The 21,370-nt window shown below is 47.8% G+C and carries 20 protein-coding genes; 5 read left to right on the top strand and 15 right to left on the bottom strand.

The features are described from left to right. Position 1 precedes the first annotated feature (1 nt). From I8J29_RS03100 to I8J29_RS03115, 4 genes are all read right to left on the bottom strand, one after another. Positions 2-967, bottom strand: a complete 966-nt coding sequence (locus tag I8J29_RS03100) for a PLP-dependent cysteine synthase family protein (protein WP_208846166.1) — start codon at positions 965-967, stop codon at positions 2-4. 24 nt (positions 968-991) lie between these two features. After that, positions 992-1,942, bottom strand: coding sequence for a carbon-nitrogen hydrolase family protein (locus I8J29_RS03105; RefSeq protein WP_208846169.1), 951 nt, complete (start codon positions 1,940-1,942; stop codon positions 992-994). A gap of 30 nt (positions 1,943-1,972) precedes the next feature. After that, the gene (locus I8J29_RS03110; protein ID WP_208846171.1) at positions 1,973-3,853 is read right to left on the bottom strand and encodes a glycoside hydrolase family 36 protein; all 1,881 of its coding nucleotides are present in this window, start codon (positions 3,851-3,853) and stop codon (positions 1,973-1,975) included. 134 nt (positions 3,854-3,987) lie between these two features. Next, complete coding sequence (locus tag I8J29_RS03115) at positions 3,988-4,731, bottom strand: SDR family NAD(P)-dependent oxidoreductase (RefSeq protein WP_420831091.1); 744 nt, start codon at positions 4,729-4,731, stop codon at positions 3,988-3,990. 388 nt (positions 4,732-5,119) lie between these two features. On the opposite strand from I8J29_RS03115, the gene I8J29_RS03120 reads away from it, so the two are divergent. Genes I8J29_RS03120 through I8J29_RS03130 form a run of 3 tightly spaced genes read left to right on the top strand, consistent with a single transcriptional unit; the run spans position 5,120 to position 8,847 of the window. Beyond that, positions 5,120-6,571, top strand: a complete 1,452-nt coding sequence (locus tag I8J29_RS03120; protein WP_240545833.1) for a spore germination protein — start codon at positions 5,120-5,122, stop codon at positions 6,569-6,571. Further along, the gene (locus I8J29_RS03125; RefSeq protein ID WP_208846175.1) at positions 6,568-7,725 is read left to right on the top strand and encodes a Ger(x)C family spore germination protein; all 1,158 of its coding nucleotides are present in this window, start codon (positions 6,568-6,570) and stop codon (positions 7,723-7,725) included. The genes I8J29_RS03120 and I8J29_RS03125 overlap by 4 nt, the downstream gene beginning before the upstream one ends. 39 nt (positions 7,726-7,764) lie before the next feature. Beyond that, complete coding sequence (locus I8J29_RS03130) at positions 7,765-8,847, top strand: GerAB/ArcD/ProY family transporter (protein WP_208846177.1); 1,083 nt, start codon at positions 7,765-7,767, stop codon at positions 8,845-8,847. A gap of 160 nt (positions 8,848-9,007) precedes the next feature. Here the strand turns inward: I8J29_RS03130 and I8J29_RS03135 are convergent, their stop codons facing one another. From I8J29_RS03135 to I8J29_RS03165, 7 genes are all read right to left on the bottom strand, one after another. Next, on the bottom strand, positions 9,008-10,087 hold the full coding sequence (locus I8J29_RS03135) for a lactonase family protein (RefSeq protein ID WP_208846179.1): 1,080 nt from the start codon (positions 10,085-10,087) through the stop codon (positions 9,008-9,010). 218 nt (positions 10,088-10,305) lie between these two features. Then, a complete protein-coding gene (locus I8J29_RS03140; protein ID WP_208846181.1) occupies positions 10,306-10,947 on the bottom strand; it encodes a peroxiredoxin-like family protein in 642 nt (213 codons plus the stop codon). 29 nt (positions 10,948-10,976) lie between these two features. Further along, complete coding sequence (locus I8J29_RS03145) at positions 10,977-11,585, bottom strand: thioredoxin family protein (protein WP_208846183.1); 609 nt, start codon at positions 11,583-11,585, stop codon at positions 10,977-10,979. 35 nt (positions 11,586-11,620) lie between these two features. After that, positions 11,621-11,959 (bottom strand): MmcQ/YjbR family DNA-binding protein, encoded by a 339-nt coding sequence (locus I8J29_RS03150; RefSeq protein ID WP_208846185.1) that lies wholly within the window; start codon positions 11,957-11,959, stop codon positions 11,621-11,623. A gap of 174 nt (positions 11,960-12,133) precedes the next feature. Continuing rightward, positions 12,134-12,487: a DsrE family protein gene (locus I8J29_RS03155; RefSeq protein ID WP_208846187.1), complete on the bottom strand. Its 354-nt coding sequence runs from the start codon at positions 12,485-12,487 to the stop codon at positions 12,134-12,136. A gap of 107 nt (positions 12,488-12,594) precedes the next feature. Continuing rightward, positions 12,595-13,233: an FMN-dependent NADH-azoreductase gene (locus I8J29_RS03160; protein ID WP_208846189.1), complete on the bottom strand. Its 639-nt coding sequence runs from the start codon at positions 13,231-13,233 to the stop codon at positions 12,595-12,597. A 20-nt stretch (positions 13,234-13,253) separates the two neighbouring features. Continuing rightward, a complete protein-coding gene (locus tag I8J29_RS03165; protein WP_208846191.1) occupies positions 13,254-13,925 on the bottom strand; it encodes an NAD(P)H-dependent oxidoreductase in 672 nt (223 codons plus the stop codon). Positions 13,926-14,269: 344 nt separating this feature from the next. On the opposite strand from I8J29_RS03165, the gene pdxR reads away from it, so the two are divergent. Beyond that, positions 14,270-15,688: a MocR-like pyridoxine biosynthesis transcription factor PdxR gene (gene pdxR, locus I8J29_RS03170; RefSeq protein ID WP_208846193.1), complete on the top strand. Its 1,419-nt coding sequence runs from the start codon at positions 14,270-14,272 to the stop codon at positions 15,686-15,688. 90 nt (positions 15,689-15,778) lie between these two features. Here the strand turns inward: pdxR and I8J29_RS03175 are convergent, their stop codons facing one another. The 4 genes from I8J29_RS03175 to I8J29_RS03190 form a co-directional block, all read right to left on the bottom strand. Beyond that, a complete protein-coding gene (locus tag I8J29_RS03175) occupies positions 15,779-16,363 on the bottom strand; it encodes a TetR/AcrR family transcriptional regulator (protein WP_208846194.1) in 585 nt (194 codons plus the stop codon). A 37-nt stretch (positions 16,364-16,400) separates the two neighbouring features. Further along, entirely contained in the window at positions 16,401-17,312 is a 912-nt protein-coding gene (locus tag I8J29_RS03180; protein WP_208846195.1) for an SDR family NAD(P)-dependent oxidoreductase, read from the bottom strand. A 155-nt stretch (positions 17,313-17,467) separates the two neighbouring features. Next, positions 17,468-18,358, bottom strand: a complete 891-nt coding sequence (locus I8J29_RS03185) for an endonuclease/exonuclease/phosphatase family protein (RefSeq protein ID WP_208846196.1) — start codon at positions 18,356-18,358, stop codon at positions 17,468-17,470. 318 nt (positions 18,359-18,676) lie between these two features. Further along, on the bottom strand, positions 18,677-19,513 hold the full coding sequence (locus tag I8J29_RS03190) for an oxidoreductase (RefSeq protein ID WP_208846197.1): 837 nt from the start codon (positions 19,511-19,513) through the stop codon (positions 18,677-18,679). Between the two features lie 261 nt (positions 19,514-19,774). On the opposite strand from I8J29_RS03190, the gene I8J29_RS03195 reads away from it, so the two are divergent. Beyond that, entirely contained in the window at positions 19,775-21,358 is a 1,584-nt protein-coding gene (locus I8J29_RS03195; protein ID WP_208846198.1) for a spore germination protein, read from the top strand. The last annotated feature ends 12 nt before the right edge of the window (positions 21,359-21,370 follow it).

Raw genomic sequence — 21,370 nt, forward strand, 5'->3', positions numbered from 1 at the left:
TTTACGAATATAGATCCGTGCTTAAGTATTTCAATCCGGAATCATTAATCGTCAGTACGATGCGTGCCCCCTTCTCTCGCGACTTCAGCAGCCGCAGGGCTGCGGCAACGTTAGCCCCGGAAGAATAACCCGCAAAAATTCCCTCTTCGCGCGCTAATCTCCTGCATGCTTCAATCGCCTCCTCATCGGTAACCGTCAAGAAGTCGGCGATCAAGCTCCGATCAATCAACGGCAGCGCGATGCTATAACCGCCGCCTTGCAGTCTATGGCTCGGATTGGTCTGCGCTCCGCCCGCCAGATAAGGCGCCCCTTCCGGTTCTACCAAATAGCTGCGAATGGCAGGGTTATAGGCATGCAGCCGTCCGGCACAGCCGGCAAACGTTCCGCCGCTTCCCGCAAAGTCAAGAAACACGTCGAATTCGCCGCTCGTTTGCTCCCATATCTCTTCTGCCGTATGCAGCTCATGCGCGAGTAAACTTCCTCGATGATGGAATTGATCCGCACGGAATGCGCCGCGTTTTTGAACGATATGAAGCGTTTCCGCTTCGACGAGCGCAAGATCCTCGCCGGACACTTGACCGGGAATCGAACCCGCTGCTTGTTCTATCAGTACGACCTCAGCTCCCAGCGCGCGCATCATCCGCGCCCTCTCCATCGAATTGCCTTTTGACATCACCGCAACAAACGGGTACCCTTTCACCGCGCAGACGATAGCAAGCCCGGTTCCGGTATTGCCGCTAGTCAGCTCCACGACGGTCTGACCGGGCGCAAGCGTGCCGTCCAGCTCTGCTTCTTCTATGATTTGAAGGGCAATCCGGTCTTTCTTGCTGAAGCCGGGATTGAGGTATTCGAGCTTGGCATAAATATCCCCGTCTAATTCCCTGGTTAACCGGCTCAATCTAACCATTGGCGTGTTTCCGATCGCTTGATGAGCGCCGTCCAGAATTTTTCCGCGGTAGTCGATCATTGCTCCGCTCCTTCTTGGGCTTATCTAACGCTCTATTCGCCCAGGCATGTACCGGGCCTCTTCCGATCGACGGAAATAATCATCCATCAGCTCCAGGCCGAATTCCGCCATAATCTCTTTCACGGTTACGTCCTCGGATTCGCTGGTCAATAGTACGCAGCCCAGAAATCCAGGGTCGTGAATGTTGACTTTCGTCCCGTACTTCTGCTTAATCTTGAGGAAATGCGCGCCGTTTTCATCAATATGAATAACCGCATAATCCAAATTAACTTTGGCTGTAGTAAAAGAGTAGTAATTTGTGCTCTGCGCCGCCACCTCTCCCAGCGGCGTTATTACTGTGCAAGGCAAGCCCGATATGGAGCCGGCAAAATAAGATCGGCAGGAATACGCCCAATAATTCTGCATCATCCCGCCATGATACATGGAAGGAAAGACGATGACATCCGGCTTCGCTTTCGCATATTGCTCCCGAAGCCCGTCAAAATTCAAATCAAAGCATATCGCTGCCGCCACTCGCCCAAAATCGCATTCAAAGATGGGCGCTTCCTTCCCGTAAAGAATCGCGTTCTTGTCAAATTCATCTGGAACCAGATAGTTTTTATGGTAAGCTCCCATTACTTGACCTTCGCGATCAATTAACTGCATCGCGTTGCGCCAGCTGCCGTCCTCCGCTTCTATATGCGCGGGGTACGTGATATAACAGCGGTGCTGCCTCGCAACGCCTGCCAGATAATCGCGGATTTGAAAGCTACGAACCTTGTAATACGCTAATCTCCGATCTTGCGGGAACTTCCTTTGATCCGGCCTGTCACAGGCTTCATGCAGAACGATCAAATCCGGGCGATCCGGAAGCACCTGGTCCAACTGGTGCTGCCAGTGTTGAATCATCTGTTCCACCGCTTCTTGGGCAGGCGTATCTGCCTCGATAACCAAAGGTCTCGGTCCTAAACAGCTTATCGTCACATACTTCGCCATAGACGCTCTCCGCCTTATCAATAAATAGAATTAGGACTCGGATACCCACCAAGCCTTCGCTGTATGAGGCTCCATCATGATTTCTCCCGCCTCTAAACGATTGACGGGTTGCCCCGTCCAAAATTCTTCGTGGGATCCTTTCAATCCGGCAAACGGATGCGGCAGCTTCTTGGGCCTATAATCATCGCTGAGATTGAATATCGCCAGCAGTTTGCGGCCAGCCCCCTCGGCAACCACGATCGGCAAATCGTCCCCATCGTAATCGAAAAGATTCATCGGCACGCCTCGTCCGACCAGCTCCTGAAGAACCGTGCTCAAGAGCGCCACGCCCGCTTCATTTAGATGATTGAGCGCGTCGCCGAGAACCATATCGCCGCCGGTGACGTAGCAGGCAAGCAGCAGCGTCTGCGCTTCTGCCAGATTCATCTCGCGGCCGGCATACCAATTCGCACCCGAATGCCACGGTCTTTTGGGTAAGCGCCGACTTAGCTGGATATCGTCCGTGGTGCTTCCGCACCTGACGATCGCGAAATCGGGATCGGTATTCCCGATCGTTCCTTGCATCCACCAGCGAGCTAGCATAGATCTTATATTTTGCCGGATGTGACTCCAATAATGGTGGATGTCTCCCGTCGTTCTATGGGAATCGGCAATGCCGATGACCGCCTCGTAAGGGGCGCCGCATGCCAGAAGGTATGCATCCTCTCCTATTGCACGCCGAATAAGACGGAATAGTTCACGAAGCATGCCGGCTGGCGTGATGTCGTCACGCGCGAACCGGGAAGCGCCTAGCAGCATCTGCGTAAAATCACACTTGAAGTAGGTAAAGCCCGCTCGCCGCAATTGGGTGTATATCGTAAATAAATGCTCCTGCACCTCAGGAACGGTGATATCGAGTTGAGCCATGGAGCCGTATCCAAGACTTACCAGATAAGGATTACCGGCTTCATCGTTGACAAACCAATTCGGATTCTCCCTGTATAAGGAGGTATTGCCATGCACCATGAGCGGAGCCGTCCAAATCCCGGGTTCGAATCCAGCCTCGCGAATCGCTTCGCATAGCGTCTTCAGCCCGTCGGGAAACTTCCATCCCGCGTCCCAAATCCCCCACTGGCACTGGTAACCTTCATCAATGACGATATAGCGCATGGCGTCTGCGAATCGTTCCCGAGCAGCGACGGTATTCCGGGTAATATCGCGCTGCGTAACAGCCCCGGCGTAATAATCCCAGGAGTTCCAGCCGGTTATGCGCGGTTTGCTCAACAAGGATCGGGGAAGTCGATATCGAATGAACTCCCCATATTGGTCCAGCAAGCTAATCCCATCTATCCCGTGAAGCAGGATTAGGTGGGCCAGCGCCACCTCGCTTTTCGCCGCGATCCGTCTAGGCGAGGTTAACTGCACGCTGATGCCGAAGGCCCCGTCCCGGTGCGCGCTTTCATGCAGAATCGGGAAGCTGACGAAACAATCCTCATATGGCGGCAAAGCCCCTAGCAGCCACGCTTCGCCAGGCCGCCTGCGGGACAACACGGTTACCATGGCAGAGGGTTCGGCAGGGTCGGACCAGTCGCCCGGACGATGCACGGGGCGTACTCCCGCAAGTTGTTCGAAACATGGAGAATGATGAAGTTGAACATAATTCCTGGCATCCAGATATGGAGAAACAGGAAGCGGTTTCCATTGCAAGCTGACCTTGCGCAAATGAACGTCATGAACGCCGGTATTTTGAACCTTCAAGCTCCGGATCTGATCTTCACTCGTAATCGTGACAGCCAAATCATCCCATCGCCAGGTCTGCATGCCGTTCTCCGCATCTTCCTCCCTATGGGCGCTGCCACAGTCCAACGTACGATCGAAGCATTCGATCCGCAATGTAAGACGATTAAATTGAAACTGATCGCGTAGTTGCAAGCCCTTCCCCCCATTCGTACACACATCCAACGTAAACCGGAAGGCAAACAAAAAAAAGTGCAAGATCTGCACTTTTCTCTATTAAGGCATCAAATGTTGAAAACTCTTCCTGCTAATTGCCAGAGATATAAGTATTAGTGAGCGGTGTAACCCCCATCGATCACCAAGTTGCATCCCGTTACAAATTCATTTTCACACAAGAACACGACTGCGTGTGCAATTTCAGATGGATGACCCAGGCGACCGATCGGATGCCGGGCAACAAGTCCAGTATAATAGTCACCGAGCGTATCTCGATTAACCATTCCCGATTCTACATATCCTGGACAAACCGAATTAACGCGAATGTTATGCTTTGCATATTCAAGTGCTAAACTCTTGGTCAAACTATTAACTGCCCCTTTGCTTGCATTATATGCAAATGCACCCGGTTGCCCGACAAGCCCTAAAACCGATGCCGTATTCACGATGACGCCGCCGCCGGTTTTCAGCATTTCGCGAATAGCATATTTAGCGCCAAAGAACACCCCGTCTTGATTGACTGCAATTACGTTCTGATAATCCGAATAGGACAGTTCATGCGCAGCCCCTTGAGCTCCAATGCCCGCATTATTAATCATAATATCTAATCGGCCATATTTTTTAATCGTTTCCGTAACCATATGTTCCACCGACTTTTCGTCTGCTACGTTTACTGGAACAAAATACGCCTCGGCACCGCGTTCAAAACGTTTTTTTTCAATCTCCATGCCTGAAGGCTCATTCAAATCGGCTAGTACCACTTTTGCGCCTTTTTCGATAAAAGCTCTTACAGTCGCTAATCCAATCCCGCTTGCTCCGCCCGTAACGATTGCAACCTTTTCATTTAAATCCATCATATTTTGATTAACTCGCTTTCTTAAGGTCTTTGTTTCCTCTTTACTCCGATTGTTAGCTCTCTACGTTGTGAAGCGGCAACCATTCGGGTGCACATCTCAAAGTTAATTATCTTAATACAAAGGTATAAGATGCTAATCCCTGTGTCAATGGTTAAGCAAAAGCTTAACATTATCAGGTTTTCCCTCATCGGCGGCAACCAGGGAATAGATGTAAGTTGAATCCGGAGCCACTACCGTCGAAACTTGATTGAGCTCACGCTCCGTCAGCTTAATCCGTGTACGATCCACTGCCCGCCATTAGACGTCTTGAGCTTTCTTATTGGGTATTTATTGGATTTTATTGGATAACATGTTCAAGTATAAGTTTACCTTGAAAGAAGAGGACGTAATGAACGTAAGCGATACCATCACCGATAACGAAAAAATCTTTAAAAATATGTTCCAGAATTGTTCTGATATTATATTTCGCGACATTAAGTTTATGGACCGGCAGAGGGTATTATTCATTTTCGTCGACGGCATGATCAATACCGATCTGATCACCACAAACGTGTTAAAGCCATTAATGTACAATGGTCTGCCTCAAGGTCTAGGGACGATCGACAGCATCGCCAAAATGTGCGACCAAGAATTATTTTCCGTTTTACAAACCAAGAAACTTTCCAACATTGAAGAGATAGCGGCTCGCATTTTAAAGGGGAGCATTGCCATATTGGCCGATGGGGAAAATACGGCCCTTCTTGCCGACGTAGCAAAGTTTGAGACCAGGGCCATTGAAGAACCATTTAATGAGGCATCGATTCGAGGATCCAAGGAAGGCTTCACCGAGCTCCTTAGGATGAATACCACGCTGCTGCGGAGGATCTTGGCAACACCGAGATTGAAGTTCGAATCGTTCACTCTCGGAGAACTGTCGCAGACCGATGTAGTCATTGCTTATATTGAGGGAAATGTCTCCACTCCCGTTCTGAATGAGGTTCGCAACCGAATAAGTTGCATACAACTCGAGGCCGTTCTTGAATCAGGGTATATCGAAGAATCCATTGAAGATACTCATCTTTCACCCTTCCCGCAAATGTTGGTTACTGAGCGCCCCGACAATGTGGCTGCCGGACTGCTAAAGGGAAAAGTGGCCATTTTATCCAACGGAAGCTCATGCGTGCTTTTGGTACCCATGACGTTCTGGGAAGGACTTCAGGCCCCTGACGATTACTACGAACGATTTTTATTCTCGTCCATGGTTCGGTGGATTCGTTATATATTTGCGTTACTCTCGGTAATATTCCCTTCAATCTATATTGCGTTAACTAATTATCATATGGAGATGGTACCTACGAAGCTGATGATGACCATCGCAGCGCTGCGGGAAAGAGCGCCGTTTCCGACCTTGATCGAAGTTTTTATCATGGAGTTTACGTTTGAAGGATTACGGGAGGCAGGAATCCGTTTGCCAAAACAGATTGGTCCTCTCGTAAGCATCGTCGGGGCATTAGTCATCGGGGAGGCAGCCGTCCGCGCCGGAATTATTTCCGCGCCGATCGTTATTGTCGTAGCGGCAGCCGGAATCTCGTCGTTTATCATACCGCATATTCGATTCGCTTATCCGCTGCGGATTTTAAGATTCCCTTTATTGATTTTATCCGGAACATTCGGTCTTTTTGGTTTAGGGGTCGGAATATTTGCCATCGTTATTCACCTCGTTCAACTAAGTCCATTCGGGACTCCTTATTTAAGCCCGGTTACGCCGCTAAGAGCTCATAAGCTAAAGGACACGCTGATGCGATGGCCTCGAAAACGTGCTATTGAAGCCGAATTCCGAAATGAGGCGGATCATTCATGAAGCGAACGGTTGGGCTATGTTTCGTATTGATCCTGGTCGTATCATGCACAACCGGTTGTTGGAACCTGAAGGAGCCGGATGAAGTTGCATTCGTTGTGGGGGCAGGGCTGGATTTAACCAAAGACGGGCAATTAGAACTTAGCTCTCAAATTGCGATACCTTCCAGTCTTGGCGGTGGACAAGAAGGCGGCGGCGGAATAATGAAACAAAACTTTCGAGTGGAAAGCTCAATAGGAAAGAACGTTTACGATACGGTTCCAAGAAATCAGACAAAGATTTCGCGAAAAATATTTGCCGGACACCGGCAGATCATTCTTGTCGGACAAACGATGGCCGAGCATGGAATAAGCGACGTACTGGACCAGTTTGTTCGTCTTCCTCAATCGGAGCTGCGTTCAAAAATGTATGTTGTGAAGGACGGTCAAGCGAAAGACATCCTTTCTACCGAGCCCAGTTTTGAGCCGCTTACCTCTACGGCGCTCGTGCTGGAACAAAAAACGTTAGGGCTAAAGAGTTACTATTTCCGGGAATTTTTGACGGATACACTGAGTCAAGGCGTGCAACCGCTGCTGCCGGCAATTAGCTTAACGGCTTCAAAGAAGCTCATGTATACGGGAACGGCTATTTTTAATAAAGATGACGGCCTGAAATTGGCGGGTTTCTTAAATATGCAGGAGTCATCCATTGCCAATTGGATTACGAACAGGCAGACCCACTTTACCGTCACATCAACCATTACGGAGGGCGGAACCGTCAGCTTAAAACTGCAATCATTAAGTCGGAGTATCCGTGCGAGCATGGTCGGTAAGCAAATCCATATTTTCGTCCATCTTACCGGTGAAGGGATCATTTTCGAAAACAATACGAAATTCAATCCTTCCAAACGAAAGGATCTCCTCATCATCCAAAACGAACTCGATCAAACGACTCAGAAATCGGTACAGCTTTTGATCGAAAAAGTTCAGAAGCAATATAAGACGGATATCTTTGGATTTGGTAAAACTGTTCACCGGCAATATCCTTATCAATGGAAAACGGTGAAACGAAATTGGAACGAAACTTTTTCTAAGCTTCATGTTTCGATTACAGTTGAGCTGCATTGCGTGGATCCTGGGCAAGCCAATTCCTCGATCATGAATATGCATACGTCTTAATCCCGGGTTGTCTATCATCGATAAGGAGTAGAAGAAAAAATGAAACTTTCGGGATCGCAAATGGTTTGGATTGTTGTCACTCAAGTCTGTCAGATCATCGGGATAAGAATGACACCGGCGATTGAACTAGCGAAACAAGATACATGGCTTTCCATGCTTGTTGGGGGCTGCATCGGTATTGCCTTAACCCTGCTCGTAGTTCACCTCAGCATTCTCCATCCCAATCAAACGTTGACCCAGTTCAGCCAAGCGCTGCTTGGCAAATGGTTAGGGCGAATCATTGTCCTTCCGTATCTCATTTCCTGGTATATCTTCTGTGCCGGTCTGCTGCGTGAATATCCGGGCTTTTTGCAACCTATTCTTTTAGACCGAACACCCTTATGGATCATCATGCTGCTCTTATTGGGGTTAATGATCTATTTAACCTATACTGCGGGTATTACGGGAATCGGTCGTTTATCCGAATTCATGGGGCCAGTTATTATGATTACGTTAGTTGTCAGTTTCATTTTAAATATCGTCAATGCGGATTGGCATAACCTGCTTCCGGTCTATGCCGATTCCGAGTGGAAAAATATTGTAAAGGGATCGCTTGGTCCCGCTTTTTGGTTCCCGGGTCCGTTCACCTTATTGGTTGTTATCGCTTTTATGAACAACCCTAAACAAGCCCTTTCAAAATCCATGCTGGGCGTAGGCATTACCGTTTTCATGGTATTTGCCTCCACGCTTATGGTGCTTATGGTGTTTGGACCGGATTTAGCTGCCAAAATCAGATTTTCTTACTTTTTGTATGTTCGAACCATTAATGTATTGAATTTCATTCAAAACATCGATATATTCTTTATGTTTATTTGGATTTTCGGTGTGACCGTCCAATTATCGTTATATTTGTTTGTCGCCAGCTATGAATTGGGACAATGGTTAAATCATAAAAATTGGCGGAAACTTCTTTTATTCATCGCGCCGGCCATTTTTATAATGGCTGTAATGATCCCGGATGAGACGGCATTAACATCTTACGATAAGTTTTGGTCGGCAGTGGTCTTCCCCGTGTGCGGAATTGGAATTCCCCTTTTATTATGGATCCTTTCGATTGTCAAAAAGAAAACGGTACACGCATAAATGGTTATGTCGGAAAATCTGCGCAGCACCAGCGTATTACAGTGCTATTCCCATGGCGTCGATTAGTTTCACCAGCATCATAAAAAACCTCCTTGTGTTAAGAGGCTGGAAGCCACATTGTGGTCATTTGAGAAGGGTGCTGTAATGATAATGAAAAAGTTCAAAGAACAGCTAAACCTTGTGAACCAAAATACGGTATGTTGGTCCATGCCGCGACCTGCAAGTGGACGAGCATGCCATCATCCATGATATTAAATACAGATACTGTTCCCTGATTACCGTTTAGTGCGTAAAAATAACGTCCATCCTTACTTACTCCAATATCAATTGGACGTCCGGTTGTCTTACCTGCAGGCGTACTGGCAATATTCCGAACGAAAGTCAGTGCTCCGTTGCTATCTAAACGGAAAGTGGCTATCGTGCCACCTAAGGTATTGGAAGTGTAAGCGAATTGTTCATTCCTCGTAGTAACTACCCAGCAAGTAGCCTTCTGGCCGGTGGTTACAGATCCGCTAATAACATGAAGTTGTCCATCACGACTCATTGAATACGATGAAAGCGCATTGGAGCCTTCTTCTGTAACCAACAAGACTCCCGATGATAAAAATAAAGAGCCAAAAGGATGCACACCTTTAGATTCGTTTATTATGGGTCCAGTGACGGTACCGTCTTGATTGACATGAAAAACACTGAGATGATCTGTCGTTAGTTCAGAAACAACGATTTTACTGCCATCAAGATTGAATAGAATCTGTGATGGCTGAGCATTAATCGTACTCAGGGAATGGGTGGACCCAGGAATAGGACTAAGGTGTCCGTTATTATCTACCCGAAACCCTGTGATATTCGAGTTAAAATTGTTAGCGGTATTCCCAACATTGGAAACATAAAGCATATTACCAAACACGGTTATACTATTAGGCTGAGCACCTCCAGATGGTTTTACATCCGCCAGGACGGGTATCCCGTTATTGGTTATGATGAAGCTGCTTATACTATTACTGCCAGCGTTAACTGCAAAAAGGAAACGACCGTCAGGCGATAGAGTGAGTGAACCCTGTGAAGCAAGGGGATCGATGCCATCGTTTGTCGTAGCAGCGGAAACTTCCCTTGCTCCGGTGCCTATTCCATGTGTGGGGTAAGACCCTACAAAAGTGAGGATTCCATTCATATCCCTATAAAAAGCAACGACCTGGTTCGTTACTTCCATATTGGTCATCATGTAAACCATTCCCGGCATTTTACGATTTCCCTCCTTCAATAGGGCTAGATTCAGTATTTTTCTGCCAACGTTTAATCGTATTCACTTGCACTGAAAATAATGAAGAGAACATGCCTGCCGTTCTTCCACAGTCCTTAAGAATTTCCGCGCATCTCTGCCTATCGGTTTTTAAAGCAAAAAAAACCATCGCCGCAAACATTCGATGGTTCTTATTCACTCATGATGTCATAAGTATCCTAGTTTCTCAATGATATACATTTTACGATTTCCAAAGCTTCCGACGGTTCCATTCTCGTTCTGTGATTAATATCTGAGGCGCTTGCAAGGATTCGGCCGTTCTGATGAATAACATACGTTGCAGGGACGGGCAGTTCAAACGAATCGTCTCCGTTTATTTCCGGTAACCTACTTAAAATGCCGCGCATGAAATCGGGGAGCGTAAATTTTAAGTTGTACCTTTCAGCCACTTTATTTTGGCGATCACTGACCACAATAAAACTCAGTTCAAGCTTTTCTTTTTGCGATAATGAATGATCCGGCGTCTGTGGACTGACTGCGATAAGTTGAGCACCTGCCGACTTAATCTCACTCATGATGCGTTCATAGGCTTTTAACTGCAAATTACAAAATGGACACCATTCTCCTCTGTAGAAAATGAGGATAATAGGACCTTTCTTCAATTCCTCCGATAACGTGATCCGCTTTCCGGTTGCGTCTTCCAAGGTGAAATCCGGTGCCGCAGCTCCGATGTTTAGTCCCTTGCCTGCACCTTTGTTACGAAGGTCTTGCAAATAATGTTCAAACACAGCCGCTGCTTGCGAATTGCTTGCATTAATGTTCGCCTGGATTTCCAGCTCTGCCTTCAATGTTGGTTTCACGACTAATCACCCCTAGACAGATTTAACCTTCACGAAGAAAAGGTCGTAAACAACGCTCTTAACTCATGAAGGATAACATGCTGATAATCATTGCCAACTTGATAGAGCTCTCCGATCTCCCCATAGGTTTGGTTCAAGTTCGTTTTGTAATCGGCTTCCTGATTGTCGGGATGGTTCGTTTTAAACCGGTCCATTACAGCCTGAATATAAGCGGGTCGTGCTCCCCATCTGCCTAGAACATCGCCGGACGCATTCAAGAAAACCGCGATCGGCTGGTTTCGTCCGCCATTTGTGAGAAAGAGATCCATGGTTTCCAGGTGCTCCTCCATGAGCAATACTTCAGTCGAAATGCGGCTCTGCTCCATCACTCGAAACAGCAAGGGGACATTCCAGATGACGTCCGGGCACCAGTCCGTGCATAAAATCAAACAATGCAGGTCGGAGCGACGGTTTATCCCGGTAAAAAAGAATTGCTGATCTTCTTGCGCCCATGTGAAATTCTCGTAATTGGAGATGAACTTGTCTTTGGTGTTCAGGATCTTACTGTTTTCCATATTCCGATTCTTCATTCCATCCATGAACCGTTGAGGCGAAATCCCTTGACCGATTTTGTGTTTTAAGTTCAATTGTGCTTTCATTATAACATCACGCACCCTCATCAATATTGTAAAACCTAGATCGACATCCGGACGCTCTTAGGAAGGCTTTTAACCACCATGTCGTAAGAGTGGTCAATCATTTCTAAAATAGCCGACTCAGGTAAAGAACCCTCGAGAATAATCGTGTTCCAGTGCTGTTTGTTCATATGATACCCCGGTCGAACGTCTTCATGCTGCTCTCTCAAGTTTTCCGCAATCACCGGGTCGCATTTTAAGACCAAGTATCCTTTTTTCTCAAAAAAAAGCGCGAATATTTTACCGGCAATTTTTATCGCGATTGGATCGGGTCCCGAGGGATAATCCTTCATCGCTTCTTTTTTGTTTAGACAGTAGTCAATTAAATTATTATTCACGCCAACTCATCTCCTTCGTGAATGAAATCTGATCGTCCACTTGGTATGGGGCAAATGTTAAACAACTTTTGGGAATGATCGCCGAAGCGAGAGACTCAAGCGAAAACGGGCTGATCAAGATGTCTTGACCAACCCGTCTTCCTGTTGTCAGTGGGTGTTTACGCCGCTCTGAAATTAAAGGGTAATGATTTGGTAATCGTCCGCAATCAATTTCGTAATGCTGAGATGTCCTTCCGCATCCGCGAATGTCGGGAGGCCGGCAGATTGGACATCCTCGGTCACGCCGAATACGTTGGCGCAGAAATTGCAAACCCCGGCGATAAGGCCGAGCCCTTTAACGCCTTTGTAAAGGGGATTGAACATGTGGGATGGATCCTCCAGCGTTTTGACCCAGATCGTACCTTGGCCGTCGAAATAAATTTTCACATCGACATTCGCCTCGTGCAGTTCTTGACCATATAACAGGGCATGAGACACTCTTCCCCCTTCATTCTCCGTGGCGTGTACGATAATCGCTACTTTTTTCATGCTTGAACACTCCTTATTGTGAGGATGTAGGATGAACTTATCTTAAGCGGAATGAGACGCCGTGCTCGGAAGCAGCGCCGCGAGCTGGGGCGAAATCGACATCGTGATTAAAACGTCATCGCATGCTTTTCGGCATCCGATATACCTTTGCGAATAATTTCCTCTTCTCGCTCTCGGTCAAAATCATGTCCTTCCACATACAATACTTGCACATCATGGATACCTATGATGTTCAGCACCTGTTTTAAATAGGGATGACTATGATCCATTTCAACCCATGGCCCATGCGAATAAATGCCGCCGCTGACTTGAATATGAATCGCTTTTTTACCTTTTAAATGTCCCACGGGACCATTCTCTTCGTAATGAAACGTTTTTCCCGCGACGACAATGGAATCGATAAAAGCTTTTAATCGAGGGGGAATACTCCAGTTCCACATAGGAGATACGAATACGTATTTATCGGCGCTCGCAATCCGATCAATAAATTGATGTAAAGCATTGATTTTTTGCTGTTCGACTTGACTCAACGCTGAAAATGGCAGTCTCCCTCGACGGATTTTTTCCCAGCCGTTCAGGATATCTCGATCCACGATTGGAAATTCCTCTTCATATAAATTGATATCCTGAATCTCATCATTTGCATGCGTTTCGCAATAAGCTTTGAGAAAAGCTTGTCCTACTCGGTGACCCACTGAGCTTTCAACTGATTTTGGATTAACCGTAATGTATAGCACTTGTGCCATGTGAATTCAAATGCTCCTGTTCATCGCCACTCAACAATCGCGTTGAGAGGTTGTCTTGTTTGTGGACGTTTGGGATCCTTTTGGCGATAGCCGAAAGCGACCATACAGGCTACACCGAAATCGTCGCCGTTAATGATCCCCTCATTTTGTAAGATAGCGGTCAGCTGCTTCTTATCAAAACCTTCGATCGGACTGGAATCAATACCGATCTGAGCCGCGGCGGTCATCATGTTCCCCAATGCTATATAGGTTTGTCTGATGGACCATTCAAAAATGAGACGGTCATGATCTTCGAGCTCCGTTTCGACGAAGGATGTGTAGAACTCGTTCCAATCTTGCACGACTTCTTCAGGCATATGATGAATGTCTTTCCACATTTTGTTCACGTAAGCCGAATCAGGTCGTAAGTCATCTTCTCTTCTGGCCAAAATAACAACGAAATGGCTGGCAGTGGGCAGTTGTCCCGTGGCACCGCCAGATACCGGTTTTAATTTTTCGCGAAGCGCTGCATGTTGGATCACGACAAACTTCCACGGTTCGAAACCGAATGAACTTGGAGACAATCTTCCGGTTTCCAAAATAAAGTGAAAATCTTCATCCGAAATCTTTTTGTTGGTATCAAAGGCCTTGCAAGCATGTCTAAACTGGTACGCTTTCAAGATGTCTTGTTTTTGGATCTCCGTTCCTATCATGTGGAATCAACCTTCCTTTTTATAAATGGACTCGCTTTTGGAAACCGGAAACGTCTGTTAGCCGCGCTTCGCATTGCGTCCGGCAACGGATAACCGCGCGGCCGATACCGCTTGTCCCGTATACCTTGAAGCTGACTTTCTCTCCCGAATTGCCATGCACATGAACCGGCTTGGCTTGGGGCAGGATTAAAATACCTTCGCCGCTCAGAATCCGATGCAATTCTTCGCGGTAAAACACCTGCTTTCGGGAAGCACATTATGCATCTTAGCATGTATAATTGGATGGAAGCAGATCCACTTTCCGATAAAATTCAACATACCACTTCATATAGGAGGCTTGCTCTATGCCCCGGCGCGCGTTGTCTGCAGCATCTGAATCGAAAACGAAACAAATCTATTCTTTACTGCGCGAACAGATCTTTCAAGGTGTCTATCCAGCCGGTGTTAAACTCCCGTCGACGCGGGATTTAGCAAACGAATTCGGCGTATCGCGGGCACTCATCGTGGACGTGTTCGAACAGCTAATCGCCGAAGGGTACTTGGAGGGCCGTCAAGGCTCTGGCAGCTATGTCGTTGATTTGGGCGGAAGTACACGACAATTCCCTACTCCGCTTCAAGAAATCGATGTTTCCGGTGAAGCGGCCTATGCGGAACCTCCGGCTCGCTTCCAAGGCATCGATTTTCGTCCGAGTTTTCCCGCTTTGGCGCACATCCCTTTTAAGAAATGGAAAGAAACCGCCATTGCCGCATTTGCCAATACGCAATCAGCAGAATTCGGCTATGACGATGATCCTGCGGGACATTGGCAGCTTCGCGCGAATATTTGTCGGCTGTTGCTGCATTCCAAGGGGATTCGGTGCCAGCCTTCACAGGTGGTCATAACCGCCGGTGCGACACAAGCCATAGCCTTACTGACCCGGTTTTTATTGAAACCGGGTGACGCTGTAGCCATAGAAGATCCTAGCGCCACCTTCATTCAACATATTTTTGCATCGACAGGTGCTGATCTTATACCGGTTCCCGTAGATGAACATGGTCTGCGCGTTGACGACATGCCGACTCATCGGCATCCCAAATGCGTGTTTGTCACGCCATCGCATCAATTTCCTTTAGGGAGCATTCTTTCGATCGGCCGGCGCATGCAGCTTATCGATTACGCCCGACAAACCGGGTCTTATATCATCGAAGATGATTACGACAGCGAATTCCGTTATACAGGAATGCCGATACATGCCCTGCGAGAACTCGACTCGGAACGTATCGTTTATGTCGGAACGTTCAGTAAAAACTTGTTTCCCGCATTGCGAATGGGTTATATGGTCGTTCCGGAGGAGCTGCTAACGCCGCTTCTGCGTTTAAAGAAGCTGACGGACATGCACTGTCCGATCTTGCCGCAAATCACATTGGCGCGATTTATCTCCGCACGCCACCTGGAACACCACATCGCCCGTATGAAGCGCATTTACGGCAAAAGACGAAAATGTCTCATCGCCGGCCTATCCAACGTTTTCGGGAGCGGAGTGAAAATATCCGGGGATGCCGCAGGCCTGCATCTGGTTGCGGAAATGGCCGGAAGCCTATGCGACTCCCAGGTAGCCGCTCAGCTTGAGGAGCTTCACATTAAAGTTTATCCAGCAGAAAGATACACCATCGTTAAAGGAAGGTACGAAGATCGACTAATAATGGGTTTTGGTAACGTAGAAGAAAACAATATTTTGGAGGGAACCAAGACGATTGCGAGTGTCTTAAGACGTAGGTTGTAAATGGCGATTTGACGGACCGTTCCAAGGAAGCCTTGTACGACTTGTCATCCGACAGCCAACAAGCCAGCCTATCACAGGCCGGCTTGCTTTTTATCTCGTCAATAGGTTCAGCAGACGGTCAACTTCCTGCGTCCAATCCATTCCCATCGCCCTTGCATCTTGAAGCATGAGACCGCTAACAACCGAAAGAAATAAAATCAGCCGCTTGTAGGCATCGCCCGCCGAGAATATTCCTTCTTGCTGCCCGCGGATAAATATTGGGATAATCTGCTCGATGGTATCCTGAGGAGAATACCGCTCGAGGGCTTCCTTCGCCTTAGTCGGAACACCTTCCGACGTTTGCGCCTGTTGAACGAGCAGAAAATATAGCCTATGGTTCTCATCTAACAGTTGAAGCGTAAACGCCCTGATTTGCTCAAGAGGTGAACCCGGTAACTTCCCGATTTCCTGGATGGCGTTCCGGGCTTCCTCGATCGCTTCCTCCAAGAGAAGCGTGAAGATCTCGTCTTTGGATTGGAAGTAGCGGTACGATAAACCTTGGCTGATACCGGCCTCCTCCGCAATCATACTCATCTTCGTGCCGGCGAGACCTTTCGCTGCAAATATTTTAAGAGCGGCTTTTTTGATCTGCTCCTTGCGCTCTTGTTCAGATTGCATTTTTGCTATTCTTTGCATAGGTTATCCTTCTTCCTTTTTCTACGGTTATCGCTTGTTAAGCCTGCGACAATCGGATCATCTTTTCGCTCACTTCCCATAGTTTCCTCGCTGCTTCCGCGTCTTTCGCTTGTGCCGACAGCGTCCCAACTTGCTTATCGGCATAGTACCGCCCGCTCTCCAGGTTCTCTTTGGCAGTATCCGCCAACCAAACGAGCGTCTCTGCGCCTTTCTCAGGCGTTCGCGCGAACCTCATCAGGACGGACGTCGTCATCCGGGCCATCCAACCGTTATCCCGATTGAAATTCGTGGCGACGAGTCCGGGATCAAAACTATACGCTGCCACATTCGTGCCTTTCAACCTTTGCGCCAGTTCTGCGGTAAACAAGATGTTCGCCAGCTTCGACTCGCCGTATCGGAAATTTGGACCGCCCTTCAGCTTCCCCAGAAAACCAAAATAACGCTTGCCGCTCCAATCGTCGAAATCGATGCCTTTCCTGGCCATCTTATGACCGTGGGATGATGTCGTAATGACACGGGCATGTTCACTCATCATCAGTCTATCAAGCAATAGCCTCGTTAACAAGAATGGTGCGGTATGGTTGACCGCCATGGTCATCTCGTGCCCGTCCTCCGACAGCTTATGATCGACGAACATGGCACCTGCATTATTGATCAGCATATCGATCTTCGGGCATTTCGCTACAATTTCGTTTGCCGCACGGCGGATCGAACGCTGGGACGACATGTCAGCGATAAAAACGTCCACCGTGATCTGATTGCCAACGGATGCCTGAATCCTACCCGCAACCTCGTTTGCTTTAGCCGCATTACGCGCAACAATCCCTAAGTTCGCTCCTCTCGCAGCTAACTCTCGGGCAGCCGCCAATCCGATACCGCTCGTCGCGCCGGTGATCACCACATATTTTCCTCTGACATGTTGACCATTTGCTTGATGATTTCCGTTCATTTTGAATTCCTCCTCAAATTGAATGATTCATTCATTTACCTAAAGTATATGAACGATTCATTCATTTGTCAACGGGGCAGGAATACATTTCCGCTCCATTCAAAACCCCTTCAGTGTCATCACTGAAGGGGCTGCGCTTTAAATCGATTGGCTGATTACTTCTGATGGTTATGACCGTTATCGCCTTGAGCGGGGTGGTCCTTCTTACTAAGAACGAGCTCCGCCGTAATGGGCAAGTGATCCGCTGCGACGGTGTCTATAACCGTCCCTGCTTTTATTTTTACATCGTCAGACGTATAGATGTAGTCGATTCGACGATTAGGCTTGTCTGAATAATAATAAGACGTATAAGCATCATTCAGACCAAGTTCCGCAAAGGTGTCATGATACTGCGCAGACATTTTTATAATTTCAGGACTATCCGGCGTGGCATTCAAGTCACCCACTAAGATACTTGTTCCTTCATCTTGATTAACAATGGACAGGATCTCGTTGACTTGTATATCTCTTTGTTCAGATCTTTTATTGTCCAGATGCGTATTGTAGAAATTAATATGATTGCCCTTTACATTAATGACCGTTTTCGCAAGCCCGCGCTGCTCTGAAGGATATTGCGTGTTATCGAGTAAATGATTTTCGCTGGAAAGAATCGGATATTTACTTAAAATAACCGTTCCGTATTGACGACGAGGTTCCCCCGCATTTAAGGGATCATTGTCAAGATTCGCAGCAAATTGATAATGCATGCCTAAGTAATTGGCTAACCATTTCGCCTGATCCTCGAAATTACTGCGCGAGGAGAAATGATTATCGACTTCTTGCAGACCGATGATATCAGCACCCGATGATTTAATAACGTCACCGATTCTGTTCAAATCGAGAATGTCATCCATGCCTTCGGCATGGTGAATATTATACTCCATCACTTTAATGGTAGTCTCTTTTCCTTTTTTCAACTCTGCGGCATAAGATTCACTGCTTATCGAGAACATAGGAACCATAGACATCAACAACACAGAAGAAACAAGAACTGATTTTTTAAGCATGCACAACATCCTCTCGAAGTTTTCAAAACGATAGGTGAATCTGCTTCTATAATTCCATAGACTGGTTTTCATTTCCATAGGCTGGTGGATGTGGATTGTTCTAAGCCATTCTTGTCTTTTTCTAGGACCATATGTAAGGGAATTGTAATTATTAGTTGTTTTCATCGTAGGATTCTTGCTGCCCTAGATAAACCGCAATGAAAAGACATCAAGTTCTTGTCATCGGACAAGAACTTGATGTCTTAACAGAGATCCAAGACTTACGCGGCTTTGATGGGATCATGTTCTGGTCATCCCGTTTCCCGTTAATCTGGGATTTTACTCGACCGGGAAATCAGCCGATCTGCTGACGTCCGCCCATTTCTCAGCTTCTGCCGTGCGTTCCTGGGACGACTTCAGCGCACTTTCCAATGCAACTGCCCCAAGGATCAAGCGAAGCGGCGGTTGTTCTTCATTCGCCAGATTGATGATCGCACGCGCCGCTCGAGCGGGATCACCGGGTTGATTGCCATCGGTTTCTTCACGCATTTTGTTGATGGCTCCAACCGTCTGCTCATATTCCGGTCCCACCTGCGCCCTGATCATCGAGGAACCTTGCCAGTCGGTACGGAATGCTCCTGGCTCGATGATGGTGACTTTTACGCCGAACGGCTTCACCTCGTTGTTCAAGACTTCCGAGAAGCCCTCCACCGCATACTTTGCCGTTTGGTATGCCCCCATTCCCGGCGTCCCTCCGACGCGGCCGCCAATGGAAGAAAATTGAATAAAAAAGCCGCTGCGCTGTTTACGAAACACCGGCAAAGCCGCCTTTGTTACATTTACGACGCCAAACAAATTCGTTTCAATTTGCGCCCGGAAATCTTCATCCGTCATTTCCTCAATGGGGGCGCTATTGGCATACCCCGCGTTATTCACAACAATATCTAAGGAGCCAAACGCCTCAACGGCAAACTGAACCGCTGACCGGGCCGCATCTCGATCGGTCACATCCAGCGAAAAGGTTCTCACCTGCTCACCGTATTCGGACACAAGGAACTCCAGTTGATCCAGCCGCCGTGCGGTCGCTACGACTTTATCGCCGTTCGCAAGCACTGCCTTCGCAAGCTCGCGGCCGAATCCACGCGAGCTTCCAGTAATGAACCAAACTTTTGACATCGTTTAATCCTCTCCATTTGAATGCTGTCCACCATCATCTTCCTTACTCTGTCGATGATAGGGGTTTTTTTACTTTTCCCTTTAACGTTAAATGTATCCTTTAGGCTTGTATGACATCGTACATGCAAAAACGAAAGACCCGCGGCAAAGGGGGAAATTCGTGATCAATTCCCAACTAAGCGAGGGGCTAACGGATATTTTGGATAATTCAGGGAAACGTAATACCGTCATCCCTAACCATTGCCAAAGGAGCTCTTTGCAATGAAATTTAAGAAACACTCTTCCGGCACACCTACGGAAGCCGCCCTTCGTGCGCTTCACCAAAATACCGACTGCAACAACCCGATGAGCTCAAGCATCTCGAACAATGAACAACAGTTAAGATCGATTTTCCATGATTGCTCCGACGTTGTGTTCCATAACGCTCCGATACCCATGCAGGTTGAAACGCTTGCCATCTATATCATCGGCTTATCCGATACGAAACATCTCGATGAATTGATGTTGAATCAGCTGATCGCCAGTCATTCGCAGGAACCATTGAGGTCCGATCGGTTGGACGGCGTAGAATCCGTGTTTCAAAAGAGGCTTGTACCGGTCAGTATGTCCAGAAAGGTTACATCAATCTCCGAAGTCGTCGATAGCGTGTTGAAAGGTGAAGTAGTTTTTTTATTTGAAGGCGAATCCCAAGGACTCGCCGTATGCGTCCCCGGAACCGAAGGAAGAGCGGTCGAAGATCCGCCATCGGAGCCTGTCATACGCGGCCCTCGCGAAGGTTTCGTGGAGAGATTAGCGACGAACACCAGTTTATTGCGCAGGCGGCTTCGGAGCGCTCATTTAAAAATCGAGACCTTCTCGATCGGTACGCTTTCCCATACAGAGATCGCGCTGGTCTATGTGAAATCTATTGTGAAGGAGGAACTGCTCCATGATGTTCGCAACCGGCTTCAACGGATCCAAATCGATGGCGTGCTGGAATCCGGGTATATTGAAGAATTCATAACGGATACCCCTTATTCCCCCTTTCCCCAAGTTCAGAACACCGAGCGCCCTGATGTCGTGATCGGGAGTATTCTTGAAGGCAAAGTAGCCGTTTTAACTGAGGGGACGCCAATTGCCCTGGTGCTGCCGATGACCTTTTGGACCGGTTTGCAGGCAAGCGAGGATTATTACGAGCGATCGATCATTGCGACGCCCATTCGTTGGCTCCGCATTTTATTCATGTCCGTCTCTTTATTGCTGCCTTCCTTATACGTTTCCTTGGTCAGTTACGACCATCCGGCTTTACCGACCAATCTTCTCCTTAGCATCGCGTCATCGCAGCGTCTCTCTCCCTTCCCCGCGATCATTGAGACGTTTCTGATGGAAATTACGTTTGAAGCCTTGCGAGAAGCGGGCGTCCGGCTCCCGAAAGGCGTCGGCTCTGCCGTTACCATCGTTGGCGGGATCGTTATTGGACAAGCCGCGGTTCAGGCCGGTTTTATTTCAGCCCCGGTGGTGATTGTCGTGGCCACAACCGGAATCGCATCGTTCATCATTCCCCGCTATAATTTCGGGCTTGCCTTTCGCTTGTTACGATTCCCGTTGTTATTGCTGGCCGGGTTTATGGGCTTTTTTGGTTTAATGATCGGCATTCTCGCGATCATCGTTCATTTGGCCGCGTTGCGTTCTTTCGGATTGCCGTATCTGTATCCGGTGGCGCCGCTGTCGCCGGAAGGATTGAAGGACGTGTTTATTCGTAAAACGTGGTTCAACATGGGATCGCGGCCAAGGCCGGCCGCTCCGCAGAATCACTTCAGAATTCCGCCGGCGGAGGAGCCCGACTCACGCATTCAAGACGAATAATACGCGGAGGTA

This window comes from Paenibacillus artemisiicola, assembly GCF_017652985.1.
In the GTDB taxonomy this organism is placed as follows: Bacteria; Bacillota; Bacilli; order Paenibacillales; family Paenibacillaceae; genus Paenibacillus_Z; species Paenibacillus_Z artemisiicola.

Bases quoted from the DNA above. Each gene is read 5' to 3' on its own strand.
- I8J29_RS03175 (WP_208846194.1), bottom strand. From the start codon at position 16,363: ATGCAAAGAATAGCAAAAATGCAATCTGAACAAGAGCGCAAGGAGCAG.
- I8J29_RS03100 (WP_208846166.1), bottom strand. From the start codon at position 967: ATGATCGACTACCGCGGAAAAATTCTGGACGGCGCTCATCAAGCGATC.
- I8J29_RS03125 (WP_208846175.1), top strand. From the start codon at position 6,568: ATGAAGCGAACGGTTGGGCTATGTTTCGTATTGATCCTGGTCGTATCA.
- I8J29_RS03185 (WP_208846196.1), bottom strand. From the start codon at position 18,358: ATGCTTAAAAAATCAGTTCTTGTTTCTTCTGTGTTGTTGATGTCTATG.
- I8J29_RS03115 (WP_420831091.1), bottom strand. From the start codon at position 4,731: ATGATGGATTTAAATGAAAAGGTTGCAATCGTTACGGGCGGAGCAAGC.
- I8J29_RS03180 (WP_208846195.1), bottom strand. From the start codon at position 17,312: ATGAACGGAAATCATCAAGCAAATGGTCAACATGTCAGAGGAAAATAT.
- I8J29_RS03165 (WP_208846191.1), bottom strand. From the start codon at position 13,925: ATGATAGGAACGGAGATCCAAAAACAAGACATCTTGAAAGCGTACCAG.
- I8J29_RS03155 (WP_208846187.1), bottom strand. From the start codon at position 12,487: ATGAAAAAAGTAGCGATTATCGTACACGCCACGGAGAATGAAGGGGGA.
- I8J29_RS03130 (WP_208846177.1), top strand. From the start codon at position 7,765: ATGAAACTTTCGGGATCGCAAATGGTTTGGATTGTTGTCACTCAAGTC.
- I8J29_RS03120 (WP_240545833.1), top strand. From the start codon at position 5,120: ATGAACGTAAGCGATACCATCACCGATAACGAAAAAATCTTTAAAAAT.
- I8J29_RS03135 (WP_208846179.1), bottom strand. From the start codon at position 10,087: ATGCCGGGAATGGTTTACATGATGACCAATATGGAAGTAACGAACCAG.
- I8J29_RS03195 (WP_208846198.1), top strand. From the start codon at position 19,775: ATGAAATTTAAGAAACACTCTTCCGGCACACCTACGGAAGCCGCCCTT.
- pdxR (WP_208846193.1), top strand. From the start codon at position 14,270: ATGCCCCGGCGCGCGTTGTCTGCAGCATCTGAATCGAAAACGAAACAA.
- I8J29_RS03190 (WP_208846197.1), bottom strand. From the start codon at position 19,513: ATGTCAAAAGTTTGGTTCATTACTGGAAGCTCGCGTGGATTCGGCCGC.
- I8J29_RS03105 (WP_208846169.1), bottom strand. From the start codon at position 1,942: ATGGCGAAGTATGTGACGATAAGCTGTTTAGGACCGAGACCTTTGGTT.
- I8J29_RS03145 (WP_208846183.1), bottom strand. From the start codon at position 11,585: ATGAAAGCACAATTGAACTTAAAACACAAAATCGGTCAAGGGATTTCG.
- I8J29_RS03160 (WP_208846189.1), bottom strand. From the start codon at position 13,233: ATGGCACAAGTGCTATACATTACGGTTAATCCAAAATCAGTTGAAAGC.